The sequence below is a fragment of the Stagnihabitans tardus genome (assembly GCF_009925085.1).
In the GTDB taxonomy this organism is placed as follows: Bacteria; Pseudomonadota; Alphaproteobacteria; order Rhodobacterales; family Rhodobacteraceae; genus Stagnihabitans; species Stagnihabitans tardus.
Genome location: NZ_JAABNR010000027.1, coordinates 1 through 17,966, shown reverse-complemented (window position 1 = coordinate 17,966; position 17,966 = coordinate 1). Strand labels below are relative to the sequence as shown.

General features: G+C 66.2%; 14 protein-coding genes and 1 pseudogene. 4 read left to right on the top strand and 11 right to left on the bottom strand.

All coding sequences use genetic code 11. The features are described 5' to 3' along the window. Positions 1 to 41 precede the first annotated feature (41 nt). The 9 genes from mutL to GV832_RS18695 form a co-directional block, all read right to left on the bottom strand. Positions 42 to 1,862 carry a DNA mismatch repair endonuclease MutL gene (mutL, locus tag GV832_RS18735; RefSeq protein WP_227754532.1) on the bottom strand — a complete coding sequence of 607 codons (1,821 nt, stop codon included), beginning with the start codon at positions 1,860 to 1,862 and terminating at the stop codon, positions 42 to 44. Between the two features lie 66 nt (positions 1,863 to 1,928). Further along, a complete protein-coding gene (locus GV832_RS18730) occupies positions 1,929 to 3,218 on the bottom strand; it encodes a M16 family metallopeptidase (protein ID WP_168776415.1) in 1,290 nt (429 codons plus the stop codon). Beyond that, a complete protein-coding gene (locus GV832_RS18725; protein ID WP_168776414.1) occupies positions 3,215 to 4,552 on the bottom strand; it encodes a M16 family metallopeptidase in 1,338 nt (445 codons plus the stop codon). The genes GV832_RS18730 and GV832_RS18725 overlap by 4 nt, the downstream gene beginning before the upstream one ends. A gap of 74 nt (positions 4,553 to 4,626) precedes the next feature. Further along, positions 4,627 to 5,196 (bottom strand): DUF3035 domain-containing protein, encoded by a 570-nt coding sequence (locus GV832_RS18720; RefSeq protein WP_168776413.1) that lies wholly within the window; start codon positions 5,194 to 5,196, stop codon positions 4,627 to 4,629. A gap of 27 nt (positions 5,197 to 5,223) precedes the next feature. Then, positions 5,224 to 5,721, bottom strand: a complete 498-nt coding sequence (gene lspA, locus GV832_RS18715) for a signal peptidase II (RefSeq protein WP_168776412.1) — start codon at positions 5,719 to 5,721, stop codon at positions 5,224 to 5,226. 1 nt (position 5,722) lies between these two features. After that, a complete protein-coding gene (gene purH, locus GV832_RS18710) occupies positions 5,723 to 7,303 on the bottom strand; it encodes a bifunctional phosphoribosylaminoimidazolecarboxamide formyltransferase/IMP cyclohydrolase (protein ID WP_168776411.1) in 1,581 nt (526 codons plus the stop codon). 20 nt (positions 7,304 to 7,323) lie between these two features. Further along, positions 7,324 to 8,994, bottom strand: coding sequence for a heparinase II/III family protein (locus GV832_RS18705; protein WP_168776410.1), 1,671 nt, complete (start codon positions 8,992 to 8,994; stop codon positions 7,324 to 7,326). 45 nt (positions 8,995 to 9,039) lie between these two features. After that, complete coding sequence (locus GV832_RS18700; protein WP_168776409.1) at positions 9,040 to 10,182, bottom strand: saccharopine dehydrogenase C-terminal domain-containing protein; 1,143 nt, start codon at positions 10,180 to 10,182, stop codon at positions 9,040 to 9,042. 9 nt (positions 10,183 to 10,191) lie between these two features. Next, on the bottom strand, positions 10,192 to 11,238 hold the full coding sequence (locus GV832_RS18695; protein WP_168776408.1) for a saccharopine dehydrogenase: 1,047 nt from the start codon (positions 11,236 to 11,238) through the stop codon (positions 10,192 to 10,194). Positions 11,239 to 11,359: 121 nt separating this feature from the next. On the opposite strand from GV832_RS18695, the gene GV832_RS18690 reads away from it, so the two are divergent. Then, positions 11,360 to 12,127: an AAA family ATPase gene (locus GV832_RS18690; RefSeq protein WP_168776407.1), complete on the top strand. Its 768-nt coding sequence runs from the start codon at positions 11,360 to 11,362 to the stop codon at positions 12,125 to 12,127. 126 nt (positions 12,128 to 12,253) lie between these two features. Further along, on the top strand, positions 12,254 to 12,814 hold the full coding sequence (locus tag GV832_RS18685; RefSeq protein WP_168776406.1) for a GrpB family protein: 561 nt from the start codon (positions 12,254 to 12,256) through the stop codon (positions 12,812 to 12,814). Positions 12,815 to 12,888: 74 nt separating this feature from the next. Here GV832_RS18685 and ade read toward each other — a convergent pair whose 3' ends face one another. Then, entirely contained in the window at positions 12,889 to 14,598 is a 1,710-nt protein-coding gene (gene ade / locus GV832_RS18680; RefSeq protein WP_168776405.1) for an adenine deaminase, read from the bottom strand. Positions 14,599 to 15,074: 476 nt separating this feature from the next. Here ade and GV832_RS18675 point away from each other — a divergent pair, with 476 nt between their 5' ends. After that, positions 15,075 to 15,992 carry a DMT family transporter gene (locus GV832_RS18675; RefSeq protein WP_168776404.1) on the top strand — a complete coding sequence of 306 codons (918 nt, stop codon included), beginning with the start codon at positions 15,075 to 15,077 and terminating at the stop codon, positions 15,990 to 15,992. Positions 15,993 to 16,050: 58 nt separating this feature from the next. Then, positions 16,051 to 17,706, top strand: coding sequence for an energy-dependent translational throttle protein EttA (gene ettA / locus GV832_RS18670; protein WP_168776403.1), 1,656 nt, complete (start codon positions 16,051 to 16,053; stop codon positions 17,704 to 17,706). Positions 17,707 to 17,863: 157 nt separating this feature from the next. Here ettA and GV832_RS18665 read toward each other — a convergent pair. Beyond that, positions 17,864 to 17,966, bottom strand: a pseudogene (locus GV832_RS18665) (IS5/IS1182 family transposase); the annotation flags it as partial.

The window sequence follows — 17,966 nt, the reverse complement described above, 5'->3', positions numbered from 1 at the left end:
CTCGGGCGCGCTCCAGGGATAGGTCTGGCCGAAGAGGGTGATCATGTCCTGCCGAACAGGCGTTCGATATCGGAGAGTTTCAGCTCGACATAGGTCGGACGCCCGTGGTTGCACTGGCCGGAAAGCGGTGTCGCCTCCATCTCGCGCAGAAGCGCGTTCATCTCTTCGGCGCGCATCTGGCGGCCCGAGCGGATCGAGCCATGGCAGGCCATCCGCGAGAGGATCGCATCCATCCGGGCCTTGAGGCTTGGCGCATCGCCCTGCTCACCCAGCTCGTCGATCACATCGGCCAGAAGCGCCTTGGCCGAGGCCTGACCGAGGATCGCAGGCACTTCACGGACCGCCACGGCTTGGCCCCCAAAGGGCTCGATCACCAGGCCAAGACTTGCAAGAGCCTCGGCGGCCTCCATCAGCCGCGCGTGATCGGAAGAAGAAAGCTCAAGGATTTCAGGGATCAACAGCGCCTGGGTCGGGATCCCCGCCGCATCGCGCTGCGCTTTTAGCTTCTCGTAGACCAGCCGCTCATGCGCCGCATGTTGGTCGACAATGACGATGCCCGTCGCGGTTTGGGCGATGATGTAATTCTCATGGACCTGCGCCCTGGCAGCCCCCAGCGGCGCCGAGCTGGGCTCTGCAACCGGCTCGACCCGGGCCGAAGGCATTTCGGCGAAACCCGGTGGCGGATAGGCGGGCGCCTGCGCCTCGTAAGCCCGCGCCAGCGTCGTGAAGGAGGGCCGTGCGCCCAGATCCATCTGGTAGACGCGCGGCGCTTCGGGGCGGAGCGCCTGAAGCGTCGCCGTGCCCAGGGTCGAGGAAGCCCGCGTCCCGCCCTGCGCCAGAACCGTCCGGAGCCCGGTGATGATCAGGCTCCGCGCGGCTTCGGGCTCGCGGAAGCGGACCTCTGATTTCGCCGGATGAACGTTAACGTCCACGCGTTCGGGATCGCAGCTCAGGTTCAGCACGGCGGCGGGGTGGCGGTCCCGCGACAGGACGTCGAAATAGGCCACCCGCAGCGCGCCATAGAGCAGGCGGTCCTGCACGGGGCGGCCATTGACGAAAAGGAACTGCTGCACCGATGTCCCGCGCGAATAGGTCGGCAGGGCGGCATAGCCCGAGAGGTGCAGGCCCTCGCGTTCCACATCCACGCGCAGGGCATTGGCGGTGAAATCGGCGCCCAGCAACCTTGTCAGCCGCCGTTGCAGGGCGTCGAAGAAATCGCCGTTCTCGGGGTCGAGGCGCAGGATCACCCGTGCCGGCTCGCCCTCGACGACCTCCGTCACCACAAACCCGACCAGCGGTTCTGCCATCGCCAGCCGCCGCACCACCTCGGCAATCGCGCTGGCCTCGGACCGGTCAGAGCGGAGGAACTTCAGCCGGGCAGGGGTCGCATAGAACAGGTCGCGCAGCTCGATCACCGTGCCGGGGGCCGCCGAACAGGGAGCCACCGCCCCCATCCGCCCGCCCTCGACCACCAGGCGATGACCCTCTTCCCCCCGGGGCCGCGAGGTGATCGACAGCCGCCCGACGGAACCCAGCGAGGCCAGGGCCTCGCCCCGGAACCCGAAGGAGCGGATGTTCAACAGATCGCTGCCGTCGATCTTCGACGTCGCATGCCGCGCCACGGCCAGGGGCAGGTCGTCCGGCCCCATGCCACAACCGTCATCCGTCACCCGGATCAGGACCTTGCCGCCCGCCGCGTAATCCACCGCAATCCGCCGCGCACCTGCGTCCAGCGCGTTCTCAACCAGCTCCTTGACCGCAGAGGCCGGGCGTTCGACGACCTCACCCGCCGCGATGCGGTTGATGGCGGCCTCGTCCAGGAGGCGGATCACGGGGCGTATATTGGGGGCGGGGCTGTTCATGCCACCAATTATAGCGGCAATCCCCAGACCCCGCCACCGATTCCGCGCGCGCAGCCCGGGGTCCGCTCAGGGCCGCCCGCCACCCACGACGACAAAGCTCAGCGCATCCGGCGTCAGCAACTCGCGCGCCACGCGGTTCACATCCTCCAGCGTCACCGCCTCGACCCGCGCATTCCGCGTCGCGGGATAGTCCGGAGCCAGCCCCAGCATCTGCATCCCCACCAGGATCGAGGCGATCCGGCGGTTGCCGTCGAAGCGCAAGGGGTAGGACCCGGTCATATAGGTCTTGGTGTCGTCCAGCTCTTTCTGCGTCACGCCGTCCTTCGCCAGCCCCGCCCAGACCTCGCGGATCACCTGCACCGTCTGGGCCACGTTCTCATTGGCCACCGCGACCGAGCCCTGAAGCGCCTCGGAATGGTCGTTGATCACCAGACCCGTGCCGATCCCATAGGTCAGCCCGCGCTTCTCCCGCACCTCGTCCATCAGCCGCGAGGAGAAGCCGTTGCCGCCCAGGATCTCGTTCAGGATCGTGGCCGCGAAATAGTCGGGATCGTCGAAACGCAGCCCCTTTTGCCAGAACAGGATCGTGGTCTGAGGCCCCGGGAAATCCTGCGCCAGCACGCCACCCGGCACGGTCAGCGCCACATCGGCAGGCTGAGGCGCCCCCGTCGCGGGCAAGCCGCCCAAGAGCTTGTCGAGCGCGACGCCAAGCTCTTCGGGCGTGATATCCCCTGCCGCCGCCACATAGATCCTGTCGCGCGCCAGCGCCCCTTTCCAAGCCGCCACAAGGTCATCCCGCGTCAGCCCCGCCACGCTTTCCGCCGTGCCATTGGGATTCGTGCCATAGGGGTGGTCGCCGAAAGCCGCCTTGTTCAGCATATCGGCCGCGATGGCCTCGGGGTCCTTCACCTCTGCGGCGATGATCTGCAAGACTTGGCCCCGCACGCGCTCCACCGCAGGGGCGTCGAAGCGCGGCGCGGTCAGGGCGCCTTGCAAGAGGTCCAGCGCCTGGTCGCGGTTCTCGGTCAGGAAGCGGGCGGTCACATCGATGCCATCCGAATCCGACGAGAACTGGAACTCCGCCGCCAAGGCATCGCGCGCCGCAGCAAAGCCCTGGGCGTCCAGATCGCCCGAGCCTTCCTCCAAGAGCGCCGTCATCAGGTTGACCGCGCCCCGCTTGCCCGGCGCATCCAGGGAGGACCCGCCCTGGAACCTTATGCTCAGGGCGGTAAAGGCGATGTCGTGGTTTTCCACCAGCCAGGCCTTGATCCCGCCCTTCGAGGTCACCTCTTGAATCTTCACCTCGGCCCAGGCCGGAGAGACCATCAGCGCCAGAAACACCAGAACGCGGATCATTGGGCAGCCTCCTCGGGTTCAAGCCAGCCTGTCACGGAGTGCCGCAGGTCCAGGACCCGTCCCGCCGCCGCCATGACATCGGCGGGGGTGACCTCGGCCAGGACCTTGGGCCAGTCCTGCACATCCTGCACCGTCAGGCCCGAGGTCAGCGCCATGCCATAGCGATGGGCCGCGCCTTGGGTGTTGTCTTCGTCATAGATCTGCTTGGCGCGCAGTTGCGCCTGGATGCGGTCGAACTCGGCCTGATCGACGCCCTCCTTCAGGAACTTCGCCAGGGTCTCGTCCATCGCCGTCTCGGCCGTCTCCAGCGTCACGCCCTCGGCGGGCACGACGACCAGGCCGAAACTGGTCTTGTCCAAAGAGATCGCGTCATATTGCGCCGAGACATAGGTGGCCAGGGGCTTGTCGAACATCATCGCCCGCGCCATGACCGAGGTCGAGGGATTGCCGCCCAGAAGCTCGGCCAGCACGGTCAGCGCGGCGGCCTCTTTCATGTCGCCCGCATTGGCCTCGGGGGCGAGGTAGCTGCGCACGACATAGGGCTGCGCCACGCGGGGGTCCGACATCTGCAAGCGGCGGGCGGCAAGCTGCGGCGGCTCCTGCGCGCGGTCGCGGGGGGTGATGCGGTCCGAGGGCGGGATGGGGCCGTAATGCGCCTCGGCCAGGGCCTTGACCTCGGAGGGCTCCACATCGCCCGCGACGATCAGGATGGCATTGTTGGGCGCGTAATTGGCCTGGTAGAAGTCCAGGGCGTCCTGGCGGCTCAGCGCCTCCATCTCTGACCGCCAGCCGATGACCGGGGTGCCATAGGGATGGTTCAGGTATTGCGCCGCCGTCATCTGCTCCTGGAACAAGGCGCCGGGGTCGCTGTCGGTGCGCTGGTTGCGCTCGTCCAGGATGACCTGGCGCTCGGTGTCGACATCCTCTTGCGTCAGGTTCAGGTTGTGCATCCGGTCGGCTTCCAGCTTCATCACCAGGTCAAGCCGATCCGAGGCCACCCGCTGGAAATAGGCGGTGTAGTCATGGGTGGTAAAGGCGTTGTCCGACCCCCCCTGCGCCGCCACGATCTTGGACAGCTCGCCCGGCGCCAGGGTCTTGGTGCCCTGGAACATCAGGTGCTCCAGGAAATGGGCGATGCCGGAATGGCCGCGCGGCTCGTCGGCGGCCCCGATGCGATACCAGACCATGTGGACGACGACCGGGGCGCGGTGATCCTCGATCACCACGACCTCCAGCCCGTTGTCCAGCGTGTAGGTGGTCACCGGACGCGCCCAGGCGGGCAGGGCGACCAGGACCAGGAGTGCCGTCAGGATTTTGCGCAAGGGGGTCTCCATAAGCCTTTGGGCACAACCTAGCGTGCCATGCGCTCCGCGCATAGCCGCCCCCACGGGGAAGTGAGGCCCCGTCATTATTGCAGGAATTTGTCTTCGCTGTTGGTGCCGCCGGTGGTCACCCGGGGTGCCACCGTGCTGCTGGCCGGGGGCGGAGCCGCAGGCGTCGCCACGCCCGCCGCCCGCCAGCGTGCCAGCTCTTTGTATTGGTCCAGCCAGCTGTCGCGATAGGCGTTGAAATAGGTGGTCAGGTTGAACAACCGCTCAAGGAGCTTGCCGGGATGCTTCTTGCGGAATTCCAGGTCCTCGGCGGCGAGGCTCGCGCGGATGTTGGGGTCCATGCCATGGCGCCCGGCATAGGCCACCAGGGCATTGTCGTTGACGCCTGCGCCGGGCTTGCCGCCCAGCGCCAGGATCGCATCGGCCTGCGGGTTCTGGTCGGTCAGGTTGGTGCCACCCGGCGTGGGTTCGGGCAGGGCGGCGAGGTCTTCGGGCATCTCGAGCCCCTTGGGCGGCAGGATCGAGAATTCATCCGGGCCATTGGTGCCCGACCGCAGGTTCATGAGATTGGGGACCCGGTCACGCGATCCGCAGGACGCCAGTGTCATCACGAGGACACCCGCCAGAACCAGACCCGCCTTCCGCATCTCTCACTCCCTGACCTTGGCCCCGTCTTAGCGCAAGCGGCCGCGCCCGTCACGCCCGTTCTTCTGGGGGCCTTTGCCGGTGAACAGGATCAGGCCGACGGCGCCCAGGAAGATGGCCACATCGGCGACGTTGAAGGAAAACGGGTTGTCGATGCCGCAGCAGGACATGTTCAGGAAATCGGCCACCGCGCCATAGAGGATGCGGTCGATGACATTGCCGAGCGCGCCGCCGATCAGAAGCCCCGCCGCCACCAGCACCCGCCCCGTCCCCTCGTTCAAGGCCCAGCGCAGCACCCAGGCCGAGATGCCAAGCGCCACCGCGATCAGCGTCCAGCGCAGGATCAGCCCATCCCCGCCCAAGAGCCCGAAATTCACCCCGTAATTCCAGGCCATGCGGAAGTTGACGAAGGGAGGCCAGACGTCGATCTCTCCTCGGTTGCGCAGGTCCATCAGGATGACGACCAGGTATTTCGTCACCTGGTCCAGGGCAAAGACCCCCGCAGCCGTCAGGAAAAGCCGCCGCATCTCAGTGCCGGAAGTGGCGCTGGCCGGTGAAGACCATGGCCAGCCCCGCCTCATCCGCCGCAGCGATGACCTTGTCGTCGTTCATCGAGCCACCCGGCTGGATCACCGCAACCGCCCCCGCCTCGGCGGCGGTCAAGAGCCCGTCGGGGAAGGGGAAAAACGCGTCCGAGGCCACGACCGACCCGATCGTCGGGGAGGCCGCCAGCCCCAGGGCCTCGGCCATGTCCTCAGCCTTCCGCGCCGCGATGCGGGTCGAATCGACCCGGCTCATCTGGCCCGCGCCGACCCCCACCGTCGCCCCGTCCTTCACATAGACGATGGCGTTCGACTTCACATGCTTGGCGACCTTCCAGGCAAACAGCAAATCCGCCATCTGCGCCTCGGTCGGAGCCTTTTTCGTCACGACCTTCAACTCCGGCACGCCCGCGAAATCGCGGTCCTGCACCAGGAAGCCGCCCGCAACCTGTTTGAAGGCCCAACCCGGAGACTTCGCATCCGGCAAACCGCCCGTCGTCAGCAACCGCAGGTTCTTCTTCGCGGCAAAGATCGCCTTCGCCTCATCCGACGCCCCAGGCGCAATCACGACCTCGGTGAAGATCTTCACGATCTCTTCCGCCGTCTCGGCATCCAGCGGCTGGTTCAGTGCCACGATGCCCCCGAAAGCGCTGGTCTGGTCGCAGTGATAGGCCCGCAGATAGGCCTCGCGCAGCGACCCCGCCGTCCCAACCCCACAGGGATTGGCGTGCTTGATGATCGCACAGGCCGGAGCCCCGCCCGCAAACTCCGCCACCAGCTCAAAGGCCGCATCGGTGTCGTTGATGTTGTTGTAGCTCAGCTCTTTGCCCTGCCACTGCCGCGCCGTCGCCACCCCCTCGCGGCGGGAGCCGTCCGTATAGAAGGCCGCGCGCTGATGCGGGTTCTCGCCGTAACGCATCCCCTGGCGGAAGGTCCCCGCGAAAGACTTGTTGCGCGGGAAGGGCTCCTTGATCTCTCCGGCCAGCCAGGTCGAAACGGCCGTGTCATAGGCCGCCGTCTTGGCGTAAGCCGTCAGGGCCAGCTTCTGCCGGAAGGCCAGGCTCGTCGCCCCGTCATGCGCCTTCAGCTGGTCGATCAGCGTGCCGTAATCCGAAGGATCGGTCACCACCGTCACAAACCGATGGTTCTTCGAGGCCGCGCGGATCATAGCCGGGCCCCCGATGTCGATATTCTCGATACAGGTCGCGTGGTCCGCGCCCTTGGCCACGGTCTCTTCAAAGGGGTAAAGGTTGACGATCAACAGGTCGATGGGCTCGATCCCATGCGCCGCCATCGCCAAAAGATGCTCGTCATCGTCGCGCAAGGCCAAAAGCGCGCCATGGATGTTCGGATGCAGCGTCTTGACCCGCCCATCCATCATCTCGGGAAAGCCCGTGACCTCGGCCACATCCCGCACCTTCAACCCCGCCGCCCGCAGCATGTTCGACGTGCCGCCGGTCGAGATCAGCTCGACCCCATAGCTGGCCAGCGCCCGCGACAGTTCGATCAGACCCGACTTGTCGGAGACGGAGATCAGCGCACGGCCGATCGGGACGAGATTTGTCATGCGGAGCCCCCTCGCACTGGTCAGATCTGGCCTGCGGGGTCGTCCCGTTCCAGATCCCTTATGGCCAGCGGAGTATCCTGTGCCTTCGCCAAGGTCCAGCCCGCTTGCGTGTCGAAGTCCAGCGCAGCCCCCGAAAGCACGATTTGCAGGCTCTCACGGGGCCGCGCCTTGGTCTTTTCCAGGTAGATCGAGGGCTCCAAGGTCATCTTGGCCGCCCCGTCATGGCGAAAGACCCAGATTTCGCCCGACCGCAGGGTCAGGCTGATGGCGCTGCCGCCCAGGTCGACCCGCGCCTCGACATCGGGATGCAGGTGAAAGCGGATGGCGAATTTGACGCCCTGAAAGCGCCGCCCCTGCGCCAGCCGCTCGAAGCGCCGCTTGTCGGCAGTGGTGATGGCCGCAAGCCGGTCGACGCCCTGCAAATGCCGCCCATCATTGGTCAGCATCAGGTCGCGGATATGGGAAAGCCCATGGGTCACAGCCCAGCCGTTGTGGACCAAGTGGACCCCTGCGCCGTTTTCTCCGGGCAGGACGCGCAGGGTCGTGACCTCGGCCCTTTCGTTGAAATCCCCCTGGCCCGAGGCGCCAAGGCGCGATGAGCTATAGCCCTCCACCGCCAGCGTCGCATGGCTGGCGGTCGCCCGCCCCGCCTGGCGCCACTCGGGCCCAAAGACCGTGCCCGCGCCGACATTCACCACCACCGGCCGCCGCCCGGAGGTCATCTCGAAGCCGCAGGTCGAGGCATGGCCGTGATCCCCGGGCGGAGGCGGCGCGGCATCAAGGATCACCGTCGTCCGCCCGCCATGCAGCCGGACAAAGCCCATGGCCATTCCCGCATTGGCCATGGGCCGCACGCCCGCATTGGCGAGCGCCGCATCCAGCCGCCCCTCCGCCCCGCGTCCGCCGTCATGGAACCGCGCCAGCCCGCCATCGGCATGGCGCAAGGCCCGCAATGTCGGCGCGATGCGCTCCATCGCCCCCGAGACCTCGGGCGGCAGCGCGGCCTCCGCCTCTCCCAGCGAAAGGCTGACCCAGGTCAGGAGGGTGAAAATTTCCAGAAGCTCCTCGGGGTTGCGGCTTGTGATGCCGCCGCCCATGTCGATTTCCGCCTCGCAGAGCGCGGCGAGGCTGCGCAGCGCGGGGGAGACAAGGGCCTCCATATCCACCGCCAATGCGGCGATGATCAGGCCGGACAGCGCCTCGAAGCTCTTGGCCTGGCCGCCCAGGAAATGCAGCTGCAAGGAGAGGCTCTGCAACAGGGGCGCCGCGTCGCGCCCCTCGGTCAGCATCCCCGCCTGCATCACCCAGCGCGTCAGCCTGCGCCCGATCAGGTCCGGCGCCCAGCCCGGCCCCTGACCGCGCCCGAAGCGGGCGATCCAGTCAAAGGTCCAAGCCTGCGCCCGCTCCTGCGCCCGCATGTCGCCAAAGGCCGCCAGGTCGTCAAGCCATTGAAAGCCATGAATTTCGACCCGCGCCATGGGGTCGGCAAAGGGCACGTCCCAAATAGCCCGCCCCGGCGCCTCGACGCTTGCCGCGCCCGAGGTGAAGTTGCCCGCGACCATCTGCTTGCCGCGGGCATAAAGCCCGATGGAGCGCGGTTCGGGCAGGCGGGCAAAGCCCGAGGCAACCGGCGCCCGCGCCGCCCGCCACAGGGCAAGCCTGTTCCGCCAGCCTGAAAGCCCCTCGCCCAATGCCTGCCTCCCCTTTTTCGGGGAAGCATAGCTTAGCGGGATGCATCAACCAAGGTGGTCGATGCGCTCCATGTATTGCGCCAGGCTCCGCACCTGGCCCAGCCACTTGGTATACAGCTTCGGATCACGCGGCGCCGGGTGAACCCCCGCCGGAATCTCGCGCGCCAGAAGCGATTCCACCGCGAAGCTGACCGGAGAGGACACGAGCCGCGCCATGGCGGAACCCCGCTCATCGCCCCAGGCATCCATGGCCCAGGTCTCGTGATGGACCGGCTTGCCGTCGCGCTCGGCCTTCAGCGAGACGAAGAGCACCACGCGATCGGGCTCTCCCGGCGCATAGGCGTTCTCCTTCAGAAGCTCCGCCGCCAGCGCATTGATTCGCGCATCGCCCTCCGGCCCGGTCAGCCCCTCGATCTCGGCAAAGATCGGAGCCCAGGCCTCGGCCCAGCCATTCAGCCGGATCGTCCCGCGCACGAAATCCCGGACCTTCCAGGCGGGGTCGAAGTGGTAATCCTCCATGAACGGATAGGAATCCCGGTTCGGATAGACCTCGAAGCTCTCGGGCTGCGGCAGGGGCGCGTCATAGGCCGTGATCGCATCCCAGGGCCGCTGCACCCGCAGCTCGGAGAAGTTCCGCAAGCTGCGCGAGGGCGACCGCAAGGCCTTCAGCACGCCGGCCGGAGCCCAGGAGAATTTATACCGAAACGCATTGGCGATCTTCGGCACCCCCCCGCAATAGCTGACGAAAGACAGCACATTGTCGGCATGATAGGCGCCGCTCTCCCGATACCGCGCCACCAGGTCATGCGCCATCAGGTGGTCGATCCCCGGGTCCAGCCCGCATTCGTTGATCGAAACCAAGCCCTTGTCGCGGAACGTGGCATCCAGCGCCTTCATCTCGGGCGAGATATAGGAGGACGAGACGAAATGCGCGCCAGCCGCAAGGCAGGCCCTGGCGATGCCGACATGGTGATCCACCGTCAGCATCGAAATCGCCACATCCCCCGGCGCCAGCGCCGCCGTCAAGGCGGCCAAATCATAAGCCCGGATGTCCGAGGTCAGATCCCCCACCGCTTCCCGCGCCTTCTCGACCGTCCGGTTCCAGACCACGACCTTGTGGCCGCCCTGGATCAAGCGCCGCAGCCCCGGCCCCGAGGACAAGCCCGTGCCACACCAATGGATCGTCATGTCTTCCTCCTACACGTTCAGGGAATGGCGGTCGAACTCCGCCTTGGCCCTGCCCCAGACACCGGCACCCAGATCGGCCAGCGTCAGAAGCGAGGGCAGCAATTGCGCCGCATAGTCCACCGAGGACTCCACCGGCATCAGGGACGGCAGGTTGTCGATGGCCGTCACATCCAGCGGCGGTTCCGCCACCCGCAAGGCGGGCGCATCCCAATCCGTCGCCTGGTTGTAAACCTTGATCGGCGAGAAATCCGAGGTCGGATCGCAGGCGATATCGCCAATCACCGAAAGCGCCCGCTTCGCCCCCGCCGCCGAGGCCGGGACAAAGACCGGGCAGCCCGGCCGCGCCAGGATGCAGTTCAGGAAGATATCGTGCTCCAGAACCTCCGGGAAAGGCCCGCCCGAAGCCGTCTCCGCCATGTCCCAGCGCGTGGGCGTGACGCCCATCGCGGTCAGGCAATCCGCTGCCCCCGTGCCGACCCGCCCTAGGGCCCCGATGATCAAGGCCGAGGGCCGCCGCAACCCCGCAAGCTCGCGCTCCAACTCCGCCACCAAGGCCGCCCGGCCCGCATAAACCGACACCGGCCCGCAAATCCCGCCGCGCTGCTGCGCCGCCCAGCATTTCAGCGACAAGGCCGCCCCTGCGAACCCCGCCCAATAGCCAAAGGCCGCGACCCTGCGGCCGCTCTCGTCCACCAGGTATTCAAGGTCATAAAGCACCCCGCCCCCGGCCTTGAACCGCTTCAAAAGCACCTGCCCCGCAGGCTGACCCTTGAAAGCATGGCCGAACATGATGTGGCGATGCACCAGGGGTGTGCCATCCTCCGGCAGCTCCTTCAGCCCAAAGATCACCGCATCCCGCGGCGCCTCCGGCCACAGGTTCTCCGCCACGATCTCGCAGCCCGCTTGCCGATAGCCATCAATCGGAATCGCCCGCACCGAAGATTCCTCGACCGAAACCCGGATCCCCGCCTTGACCAGCGCCGCCGCCCCCTCGGGCGTCAGGCCGACGCGTTCCTCATGCGGGCGCTGCTCGGCCCGGACCCAAAGATGCACCATCTCGACACTCCTGTTTGGAGCCCTCCCTAGCAGAAGCGGCCCAAGTCTTCCAACCGACTTTGCGCCAAACCCCGCCGCAAAACGACTTGCCCGGCCCGCGAGGCTGCCCCATCCTGACCCCATGCCCCGCCGCCCCCACCGCACCGCGCTTCCCGCGCCCTTCCTGCAGCGCATCTCCTTGCGAGAGAAGCTGACCTCCCGCGACTACCCTTTCAACCTGCCCTGGCTCCAGGACCCCGACTTCGAGCTGACCTTCCAAAGCCCGGTCACCATCCTCACCGGCGAAAACGGCTCCGGCAAATCCACCCTGGTCGAGGCCCTGGCCGCGCTGTCGGGCTATGACGAGGCCGGGGGCGGCAAGGGCTACCGCCCCGTCGACCATTCCCGGGCGCTGGACACAAGCGGCGCCGCCCTGGCCGATGCCCTCCGCGCCGCCTGGCTGCCCAAGATCACCAAGGGCTGGTTCTTCCGCGCCGAGACCTTCTTCTCCGTCGCCCGCTACCTCGACGCTGTGGACTCCCCCAGCGCCGACTTCCTCTCCCACAGCCACGGCGAGGGCTTCACCCGCTTCTTCACCGAACGCATGGCCGACCAGGGCATCTATTTCCTCGACGAGCCCGAAAGCGCCCTCTCTCCCCGCCGCCAGCTTGACCTCCTGCGCCTCCTGGCCCGCATAAGCGAAAGCGCCAGCGCCCAGGTCATCATGGCGACCCATTCGCCGCTCTTGATGGCCGTCCCCGGCGCCCAGGTGCTGGAACTCACCCGCCACGGCATCGCCCAGACCGACTACCGCCAAACCCGTCACTTCAAGCTTTACCGCGACTTCACCGCCGACCCCCAATCCTTCGTGACCGAGGTGCTGGAGGACACCACCGACAGCCAATTCTAAGCCACCAGACCACGCGCCCAGGCCCCCTGCTTTCAATTTGGCCCAAATACTCCTCGGGGAGGTCTGGAGGGGCAGACAGCCCCTCCAGCGCTGACCGCCAAAGCCACCCCTATCGCAAAGCTCCCCATGCCCATCGAAATCCACCCCCCGAACCCCGACTGGCCCCGCCGCTTCACCGCGATCCGGGCCGCGCTGGCCGCCGCCCTGCCCAAGGCCCTGGCCATCCACCACATCGGCTCCACCGCCGTGCCGGGCCTGGTGGCCAAGGACATCATCGACATTCAGGTGACGCTGCAAAGCCTCTCGGACTTCGACCCCCAGGCGCTGGAGCGCGCTGGCTTCCCCCTGCACAGTCCGACCCGGGACCACGCCCCCCCGGGCCTGACCCTGGCCCCGCGAGATCTCGCCAAGCGCATGCACCGCAAACCCGGGCCCGAGTCCGCCAATATCCACATCCGCGAGGCCGGGCGCTTCAACCAGCGCTACCCGCTCCTCTGCCGCGACTACCTGCGCAGCCATCCCGGCGCTGCGGCGGCCTACGGCGTGATCAAGCAAAACCTCGCCCGCCTCTTCCCGGAAGACGAGGAGGCCTATTACGACATCAAGGACCCGGTCTTCGACCTGATCATGGCGGGTGCCGAGGACTGGGCCCAAGCCACCGCCTGGACCCCGCCCCCCGGAGATTGACGAAAGGTTAACGTCGCCGAGAAAACACGGTCAAATCAATGCCTTGCCCCCTCTTGCACGCGTGCAAGAGGCCCTTAGGGCATGACCTCGAAGCGGTCGACATCGACCATCCCATGATCGGTGATCTTCAGATGCGGGATGACCGGCAGGCAAAGGAAGGCCAGCTGAAGGAAAGGCTCCTCCAGCACGACCCCCAAAGAGGTCGCCGCCGCCCTGAGCGCGACCAGCTTCTCCCGTACGACCTCGAAGCTTTCCAGCGACATGAGCCCCGCGACGGGAAGGGCCAGCTCGGCCAAAACCCGCCCCCCCTCGACCACGACAAACCCGCCCTCGATCTCTCCCAGCCGGTTGCAGGCCAGGGCCATGTCCCCGTAATCCGCCCCCACCACCGCGATATTGTGGTGGTCATGACAGACGGTCGAGGCAATCGCCCCCTTCGTCAGCCCGAACCCTTTCACAAACCCCGTGGCGAGGTTCCCATTCTTCCCATGCCGCTCCAGAACCGCGATCTTCATCAGGTCGCGGCCCCCATCGGGACGTTTGTCGCCATCGACCGGCATGATATCGTGATACAGATGCTCGGTGATGATCTTGCCCGGGATCACCCCGATCACCGGAGTCTCCACCCGGTTCCCCGCTGTCCGGAAATCCCCGGGCCCCACCTTCCGCGCCTTCACCGAAGCCCGCGCGACGGGCTCCACCTGCTCCCGCCCGGCAAAGGCCGCCGCATCGACCCAGACCCCGCCCGCGATCACATCCCTCACATCGCAGGCCTCCAAGGACCCCAGCATGACGATATCCGCCCGCCGCCCCGGAGCGATCAACCCGCGGTCCTTCAGCCCAAAGGCCTCCGCCGCCGAAAGGCTCGCCGCGCGATAGGCCGCCAGGACCGGGGCGCCCCATTCAATCGCCGTGCGGATGATCCAGTCGAGATGCCCATGTTCCCCGATATCCAGCGGGTTCCGATCATCGGTGCAGAAGCACAGATAGGGCGCGTGGCGTTCGGTCAGAAGCCCCACCAGCGCCCGCAGGTCCTTGCTGACGGACCCTTCGCGGATCAGCACCCGCATCCCCTTGCGCAGCTTCTCCAGCCCCTCGTCATAGCCCGTGGCCTCGTGCTCGGTCCGGATGCCGGCGGCCAGGTAGCCGTTCAAGTCGTTCCCCCGCAGCAAGGGCGCATGGCCGTCGATATGCCCGCCCTGCCAGAGGCTCAGCTTCTCCATGCAGCCCGGATCCTGCATCAGCACGCCCGGATAGTTCATGAACTCCGCGAGCCCGAAGCCGCGCGGATGGTCCTTGAAAGGCGCGAGGTCCGAAGCCCCCAGCACCGCCCCCGTGGTCTCCATATGGGTCGAGGGGACGCAGGAAGACACTTGCACCCGCAGGTCCATCAGCAATTTCCCCGCGCAGTCGAAGAAATACTGCAAGCCCGTGGTGCCGCAGACATTGGCGATCTCGTGCGGGTCGCAGATCGCGGTCGTCACGCCATGGGGGGTCACGCAGCGGTCGAATTCATGCGGCGTGACCAGGCTGCTTTCGATATGCAAATGCGTGTCGATAAAGCCCGGGACCAGCACCCGGCCCGAGACGTCAATCTCCCGCTTGCCGGAATACTCCCCGAAGACCCCCACGATCGTGTCGCCACAGATCGCCACATCCGTTTCCACCAGCTCTCCGGTGACCAGGTCGAAGACGCGGCCGCCTTTCAGCACCAGGTCGGCGGGCACCTCTCCGCGACCTTGGGCGATGCGGGCGGACAGGGGGGCTTTGGGCGCGATATCCATGAGGCGTCTCCTTTGCCCCATGGATAAGCCCCCGCCGCCGGGGGTCAAAGCACGAAATTCGCCCAGGTCAGGGCCAGGACCGTGCTCCGCTGGGTCACCAGGTCGTCGGCAAAGCGGATCCTGATCGTCGTCCCCGACAGTGGATCTGTATCGCATCGGTCTGGCCTGACAGGATCGAGCCCTGCGCCCCACCGTCGCCGCAAAGCTGGAAGCAGTGGCCGTGGCCAACGTGCCCATGACCGACAGCGACGACGATCCCGACACCGCGACCTCCTGCGCGGTCTCGGTGTAGAGCGTGCCCAGGACCGAAACCTGGCCGTTTTCGCCCGTCGCAAGCGTCTGGGGCGCCGTCGAACTGCCGGTCATGAAGAGACTTGCCATTCCAATCTCCCGCCAAGATACGCAAAGACCATGCGAGATTTCGCCCCGTCAGGATTGGGCTTGAAGCGGCTGCCGCCTCATGAAACCTTGGCCGCATGGCCCTCTCTCGTTCCCTGACCGGCATCCTGTTGAAAGTCGCCTCGGTGCTGGTCTTCATCATCATGGCGGCGCTGATCAAGGCGACCTCGGCCCATGTGCCCGCCGGACAAGCGGTCTTTTTCCGCTCGCTCTTTGCCATCCCGGTGATCTTCGCCTGGCTGGCCTTAACGCATGAACTGAAGGGCGGCATCCGGACGCAAAACATCCCCGGCCATTTCTTTCGCGGCTTCCTGGGCACCTGCGCCATGGGGCTTGGCTTTGCGGGCCTGGGCTACCTGCCCCTGCCCGAGGTCACGGCCATCGGCTATGCGGCGCCCCTCCTGGTCGTGATCCTCGCCGCCATGTTCCTGGGCGAAGAGGTCCGGCTCTTCCGCTATGCCATGGTGGCGCTGGGCCTGACCGGGGTGCTGATCGTCCTCGGCCCCCGCCTGACCGTGACCGAGGCCTCCGGCACCAAGGAGGCCTTTGGCGCCATGGTCGTTCTGATGTCGGCCACCTGTGCGGCCCTGGCCCAGGTCTTCGTCCGCAAGCTGACCCTGACCGAGAGCACCTCGGCCATCGTCTTCTGGTTCTCGGCCTCGTCCACCCTTCTGTCGCTGATCACCATCCCCTTCGGCTGGGTCTGGCCCGCGCCCTGGGAGGCCGCGCTTCTGGTCACCTGCGGCATCCTGGGCGGGGTGGGGCAGCTTCTGCTGACGGCTTCGGTGCGCTACGGCGATGCCTCGCTGATCGCGCCTTTCGAATATTCCTCGATGATCTTCTCGCTCGCCATCGGCTGGGCCTTCTTCGACGAGATCCCGACGCTGACCATGCTTATGGGCGCCGGGCTTGTCGTGCTGGCGGGCGTCTTGATCATCTGGCGCGAGCATCGCCTGGGATTGCGGCGCGATGGCGCCATCCCGCCGCAGGGCTAAGGTTGCTTAAACGTCCCCATGCCGCTAAATGGCTGCAACCCGGAATCAGGAGAGCGTCATGGCCGCATATCAGTACGTCTACCACATGCAGAACGTCTCCAAGACCTATCCGGGCGGCAAGAAGTGCTTCGAGAACATCAACCTGAACTTCCTGCCGGGGGTGAAGATCGGTGTGGTCGGCGTGAACGGTGCGGGGAAATCGACCCTCTTGAAGATCATGTCGGGCTTCGACAAGGATTTCACCGGCGAGGCCTGGGCCGCCAAGGGCGCCAAGGTGGGCTACCTGGCGCAGGAGCCGCAGCTTGACCCGACGCTGGACGTGCGGGGCAACGTCAAGCTCGGCTGCGCCGAAAAGGTCGCCAAGCTGGAGCGTTACAACGAGCTGGCGATGAATTATTCGGACGACACCGCCGACGAGATGTCGCGGCTTCAGGACGAGATCGACGCCGAGAACCTCTGGGACCTCGACAGCCAGATCGACGTGGCCATGGAGGCGCTCCGCTGCCCGCCCGACGATTGGGCGGTGGAGAACCTCTCGGGCGGGGAACGCCGCCGGGTGGCCCTGTGCCAGCTCCTCTTGGCCGCGCCCGACATGCTGCTTCTGGACGAACCGACCAACCACCTCGACGCCGAGTCCATCGCCTGGCTGCAGCAGCACCTGATCGACTACAAGGGCACGATCCTGGTCGTCACCCACGACCGTTACTTCCTGGATGACATTACCGGCTGGATCCTGGAACTGGACCGTGGTCGCGGCATCCCCTACGAGGGAAACTATTCCTCCTGGCTGGAGCAAAAGGCCAAGCGCGCCGCCCAGGAGGCCCGCGAGGACCGCTCCAAGCAGAAGGCGATGGAAAAGGAACTGGAGTGGATCCGCGCCGGCGCCCGCGCCCGCCAGGCCAAGCAGAAGGCCCGTATCTCGAAGTATAACGAGATGGCCTCCCAGACCGTCCGCGAACGCGCCACGACCGCGCAGATCATCATCCCCAACGGCGAGCGCCTGGGCGGCAAGGTGATCGAGGTCGAGGGTCTGAAGAAGGCCATGGGCGACAAGCTGTTGATCGAGAACCTGTCCTTCACCGTGCCGCCGGGGGCGATCGTCGGCGTGATCGGTCCGAATGGCGCCGGGAAATCGACGCTCTTCCGCATGATCACCGGGCAAGAGCAGCCCGACGAGGGCACGATCACCATGGGGCCGACGGTGCAACTGTCCTATGTCGACCAGTCGCGCGATGCCCTGGACCCGAACAAGACGGTCTGGGAAGAGGTCTCGGGCGGCGCCGAAGTCATCCACCTGGGCGATTACGACGTGAACAGCCGCGCCTATTGCGGCGCCTTCAACTTCAAGGGCACCGACCAGCAGAAAAAGGTCGGCAGCCTCTCGGGCGGGGAACGCAACCGCGTCCACATGGCCAAGCTCTTGAAGTCGGGCGGCAATGTGCTCTTGCTTGACGAACCGACCAACGACCTGGACGTGGAAACGCTGCAGGCGCTCGAAGCCGCCATCGAAGATTTCGCCGGCTGCGCCGTGATCATCAGCCACGACCGCTTCTTCCTGGACCGGCTTTGCACGCATATCCTGGCCTTTGAGGGCGATGCGCATGTGGAGTGGTTCGAAGGCAACTTCGAGGCCTATGAGGAAGACAAGGTGCGGCGTTTGGGTCCGGATTCGATCGAGCCGACCCGGGTGAAGCACAAGAAGTTCACGCGCTGAGGCGATGGGGCGGGGGAAACCCCGCCCTTTGTTTTGTGATAGGCGGTAAGTAGGGTTCGCTCCAAGGTCGTTTTCTGAGGCATCGACGAATTGAACATCCAAGATTTTTTAAAAGTTGTGAAGGCCTCAAGTCGCTAGGTTCAGGACTCATTGAGTTTCAGAGCCAGAAGATGACAGTTGCGGCGAGTGCGATGGCCGAGAGGTAGACCTTGGGACATCTGTCGTAGCGGGTTGCGATCCTGCGCCAGTCCTTGAGGCGG

Coding starts and splice junctions, on each gene's coding strand:
- mutL (WP_227754532.1), bottom strand. CDS start 1,862: ATGAACAGCCCCGCCCCCAATATACGCCCCGTGATCCGCCTCCTGGAC.
- GV832_RS18730 (WP_168776415.1), bottom strand. CDS start 3,218: ATGATCCGCGTTCTGGTGTTTCTGGCGCTGATGGTCTCTCCGGCCTGG.
- GV832_RS18725 (WP_168776414.1), bottom strand. CDS start 4,552: ATGGAGACCCCCTTGCGCAAAATCCTGACGGCACTCCTGGTCCTGGTC.
- GV832_RS18720 (WP_168776413.1), bottom strand. CDS start 5,196: ATGCGGAAGGCGGGTCTGGTTCTGGCGGGTGTCCTCGTGATGACACTG.
- lspA (WP_168776412.1), bottom strand. CDS start 5,721: ATGCGGCGGCTTTTCCTGACGGCTGCGGGGGTCTTTGCCCTGGACCAG.
- purH (WP_168776411.1), bottom strand. CDS start 7,303: ATGACAAATCTCGTCCCGATCGGCCGTGCGCTGATCTCCGTCTCCGAC.
- GV832_RS18700 (WP_168776409.1), bottom strand. CDS start 10,182: ATGACGATCCATTGGTGTGGCACGGGCTTGTCCTCGGGGCCGGGGCTG.
- GV832_RS18695 (WP_168776408.1), bottom strand. CDS start 11,238: ATGGTGCATCTTTGGGTCCGGGCCGAGCAGCGCCCGCATGAGGAACGC.
- GV832_RS18690 (WP_168776407.1), top strand. CDS start 11,360: ATGCCCCGCCGCCCCCACCGCACCGCGCTTCCCGCGCCCTTCCTGCAG.
- GV832_RS18685 (WP_168776406.1), top strand. CDS start 12,254: ATGCCCATCGAAATCCACCCCCCGAACCCCGACTGGCCCCGCCGCTTC.
- ade (WP_168776405.1), bottom strand. CDS start 14,598: ATGGATATCGCGCCCAAAGCCCCCCTGTCCGCCCGCATCGCCCAAGGT.
- GV832_RS18675 (WP_168776404.1), top strand. CDS start 15,075: ATGGCCCTCTCTCGTTCCCTGACCGGCATCCTGTTGAAAGTCGCCTCG.
- ettA (WP_168776403.1), top strand. CDS start 16,051: ATGGCCGCATATCAGTACGTCTACCACATGCAGAACGTCTCCAAGACC.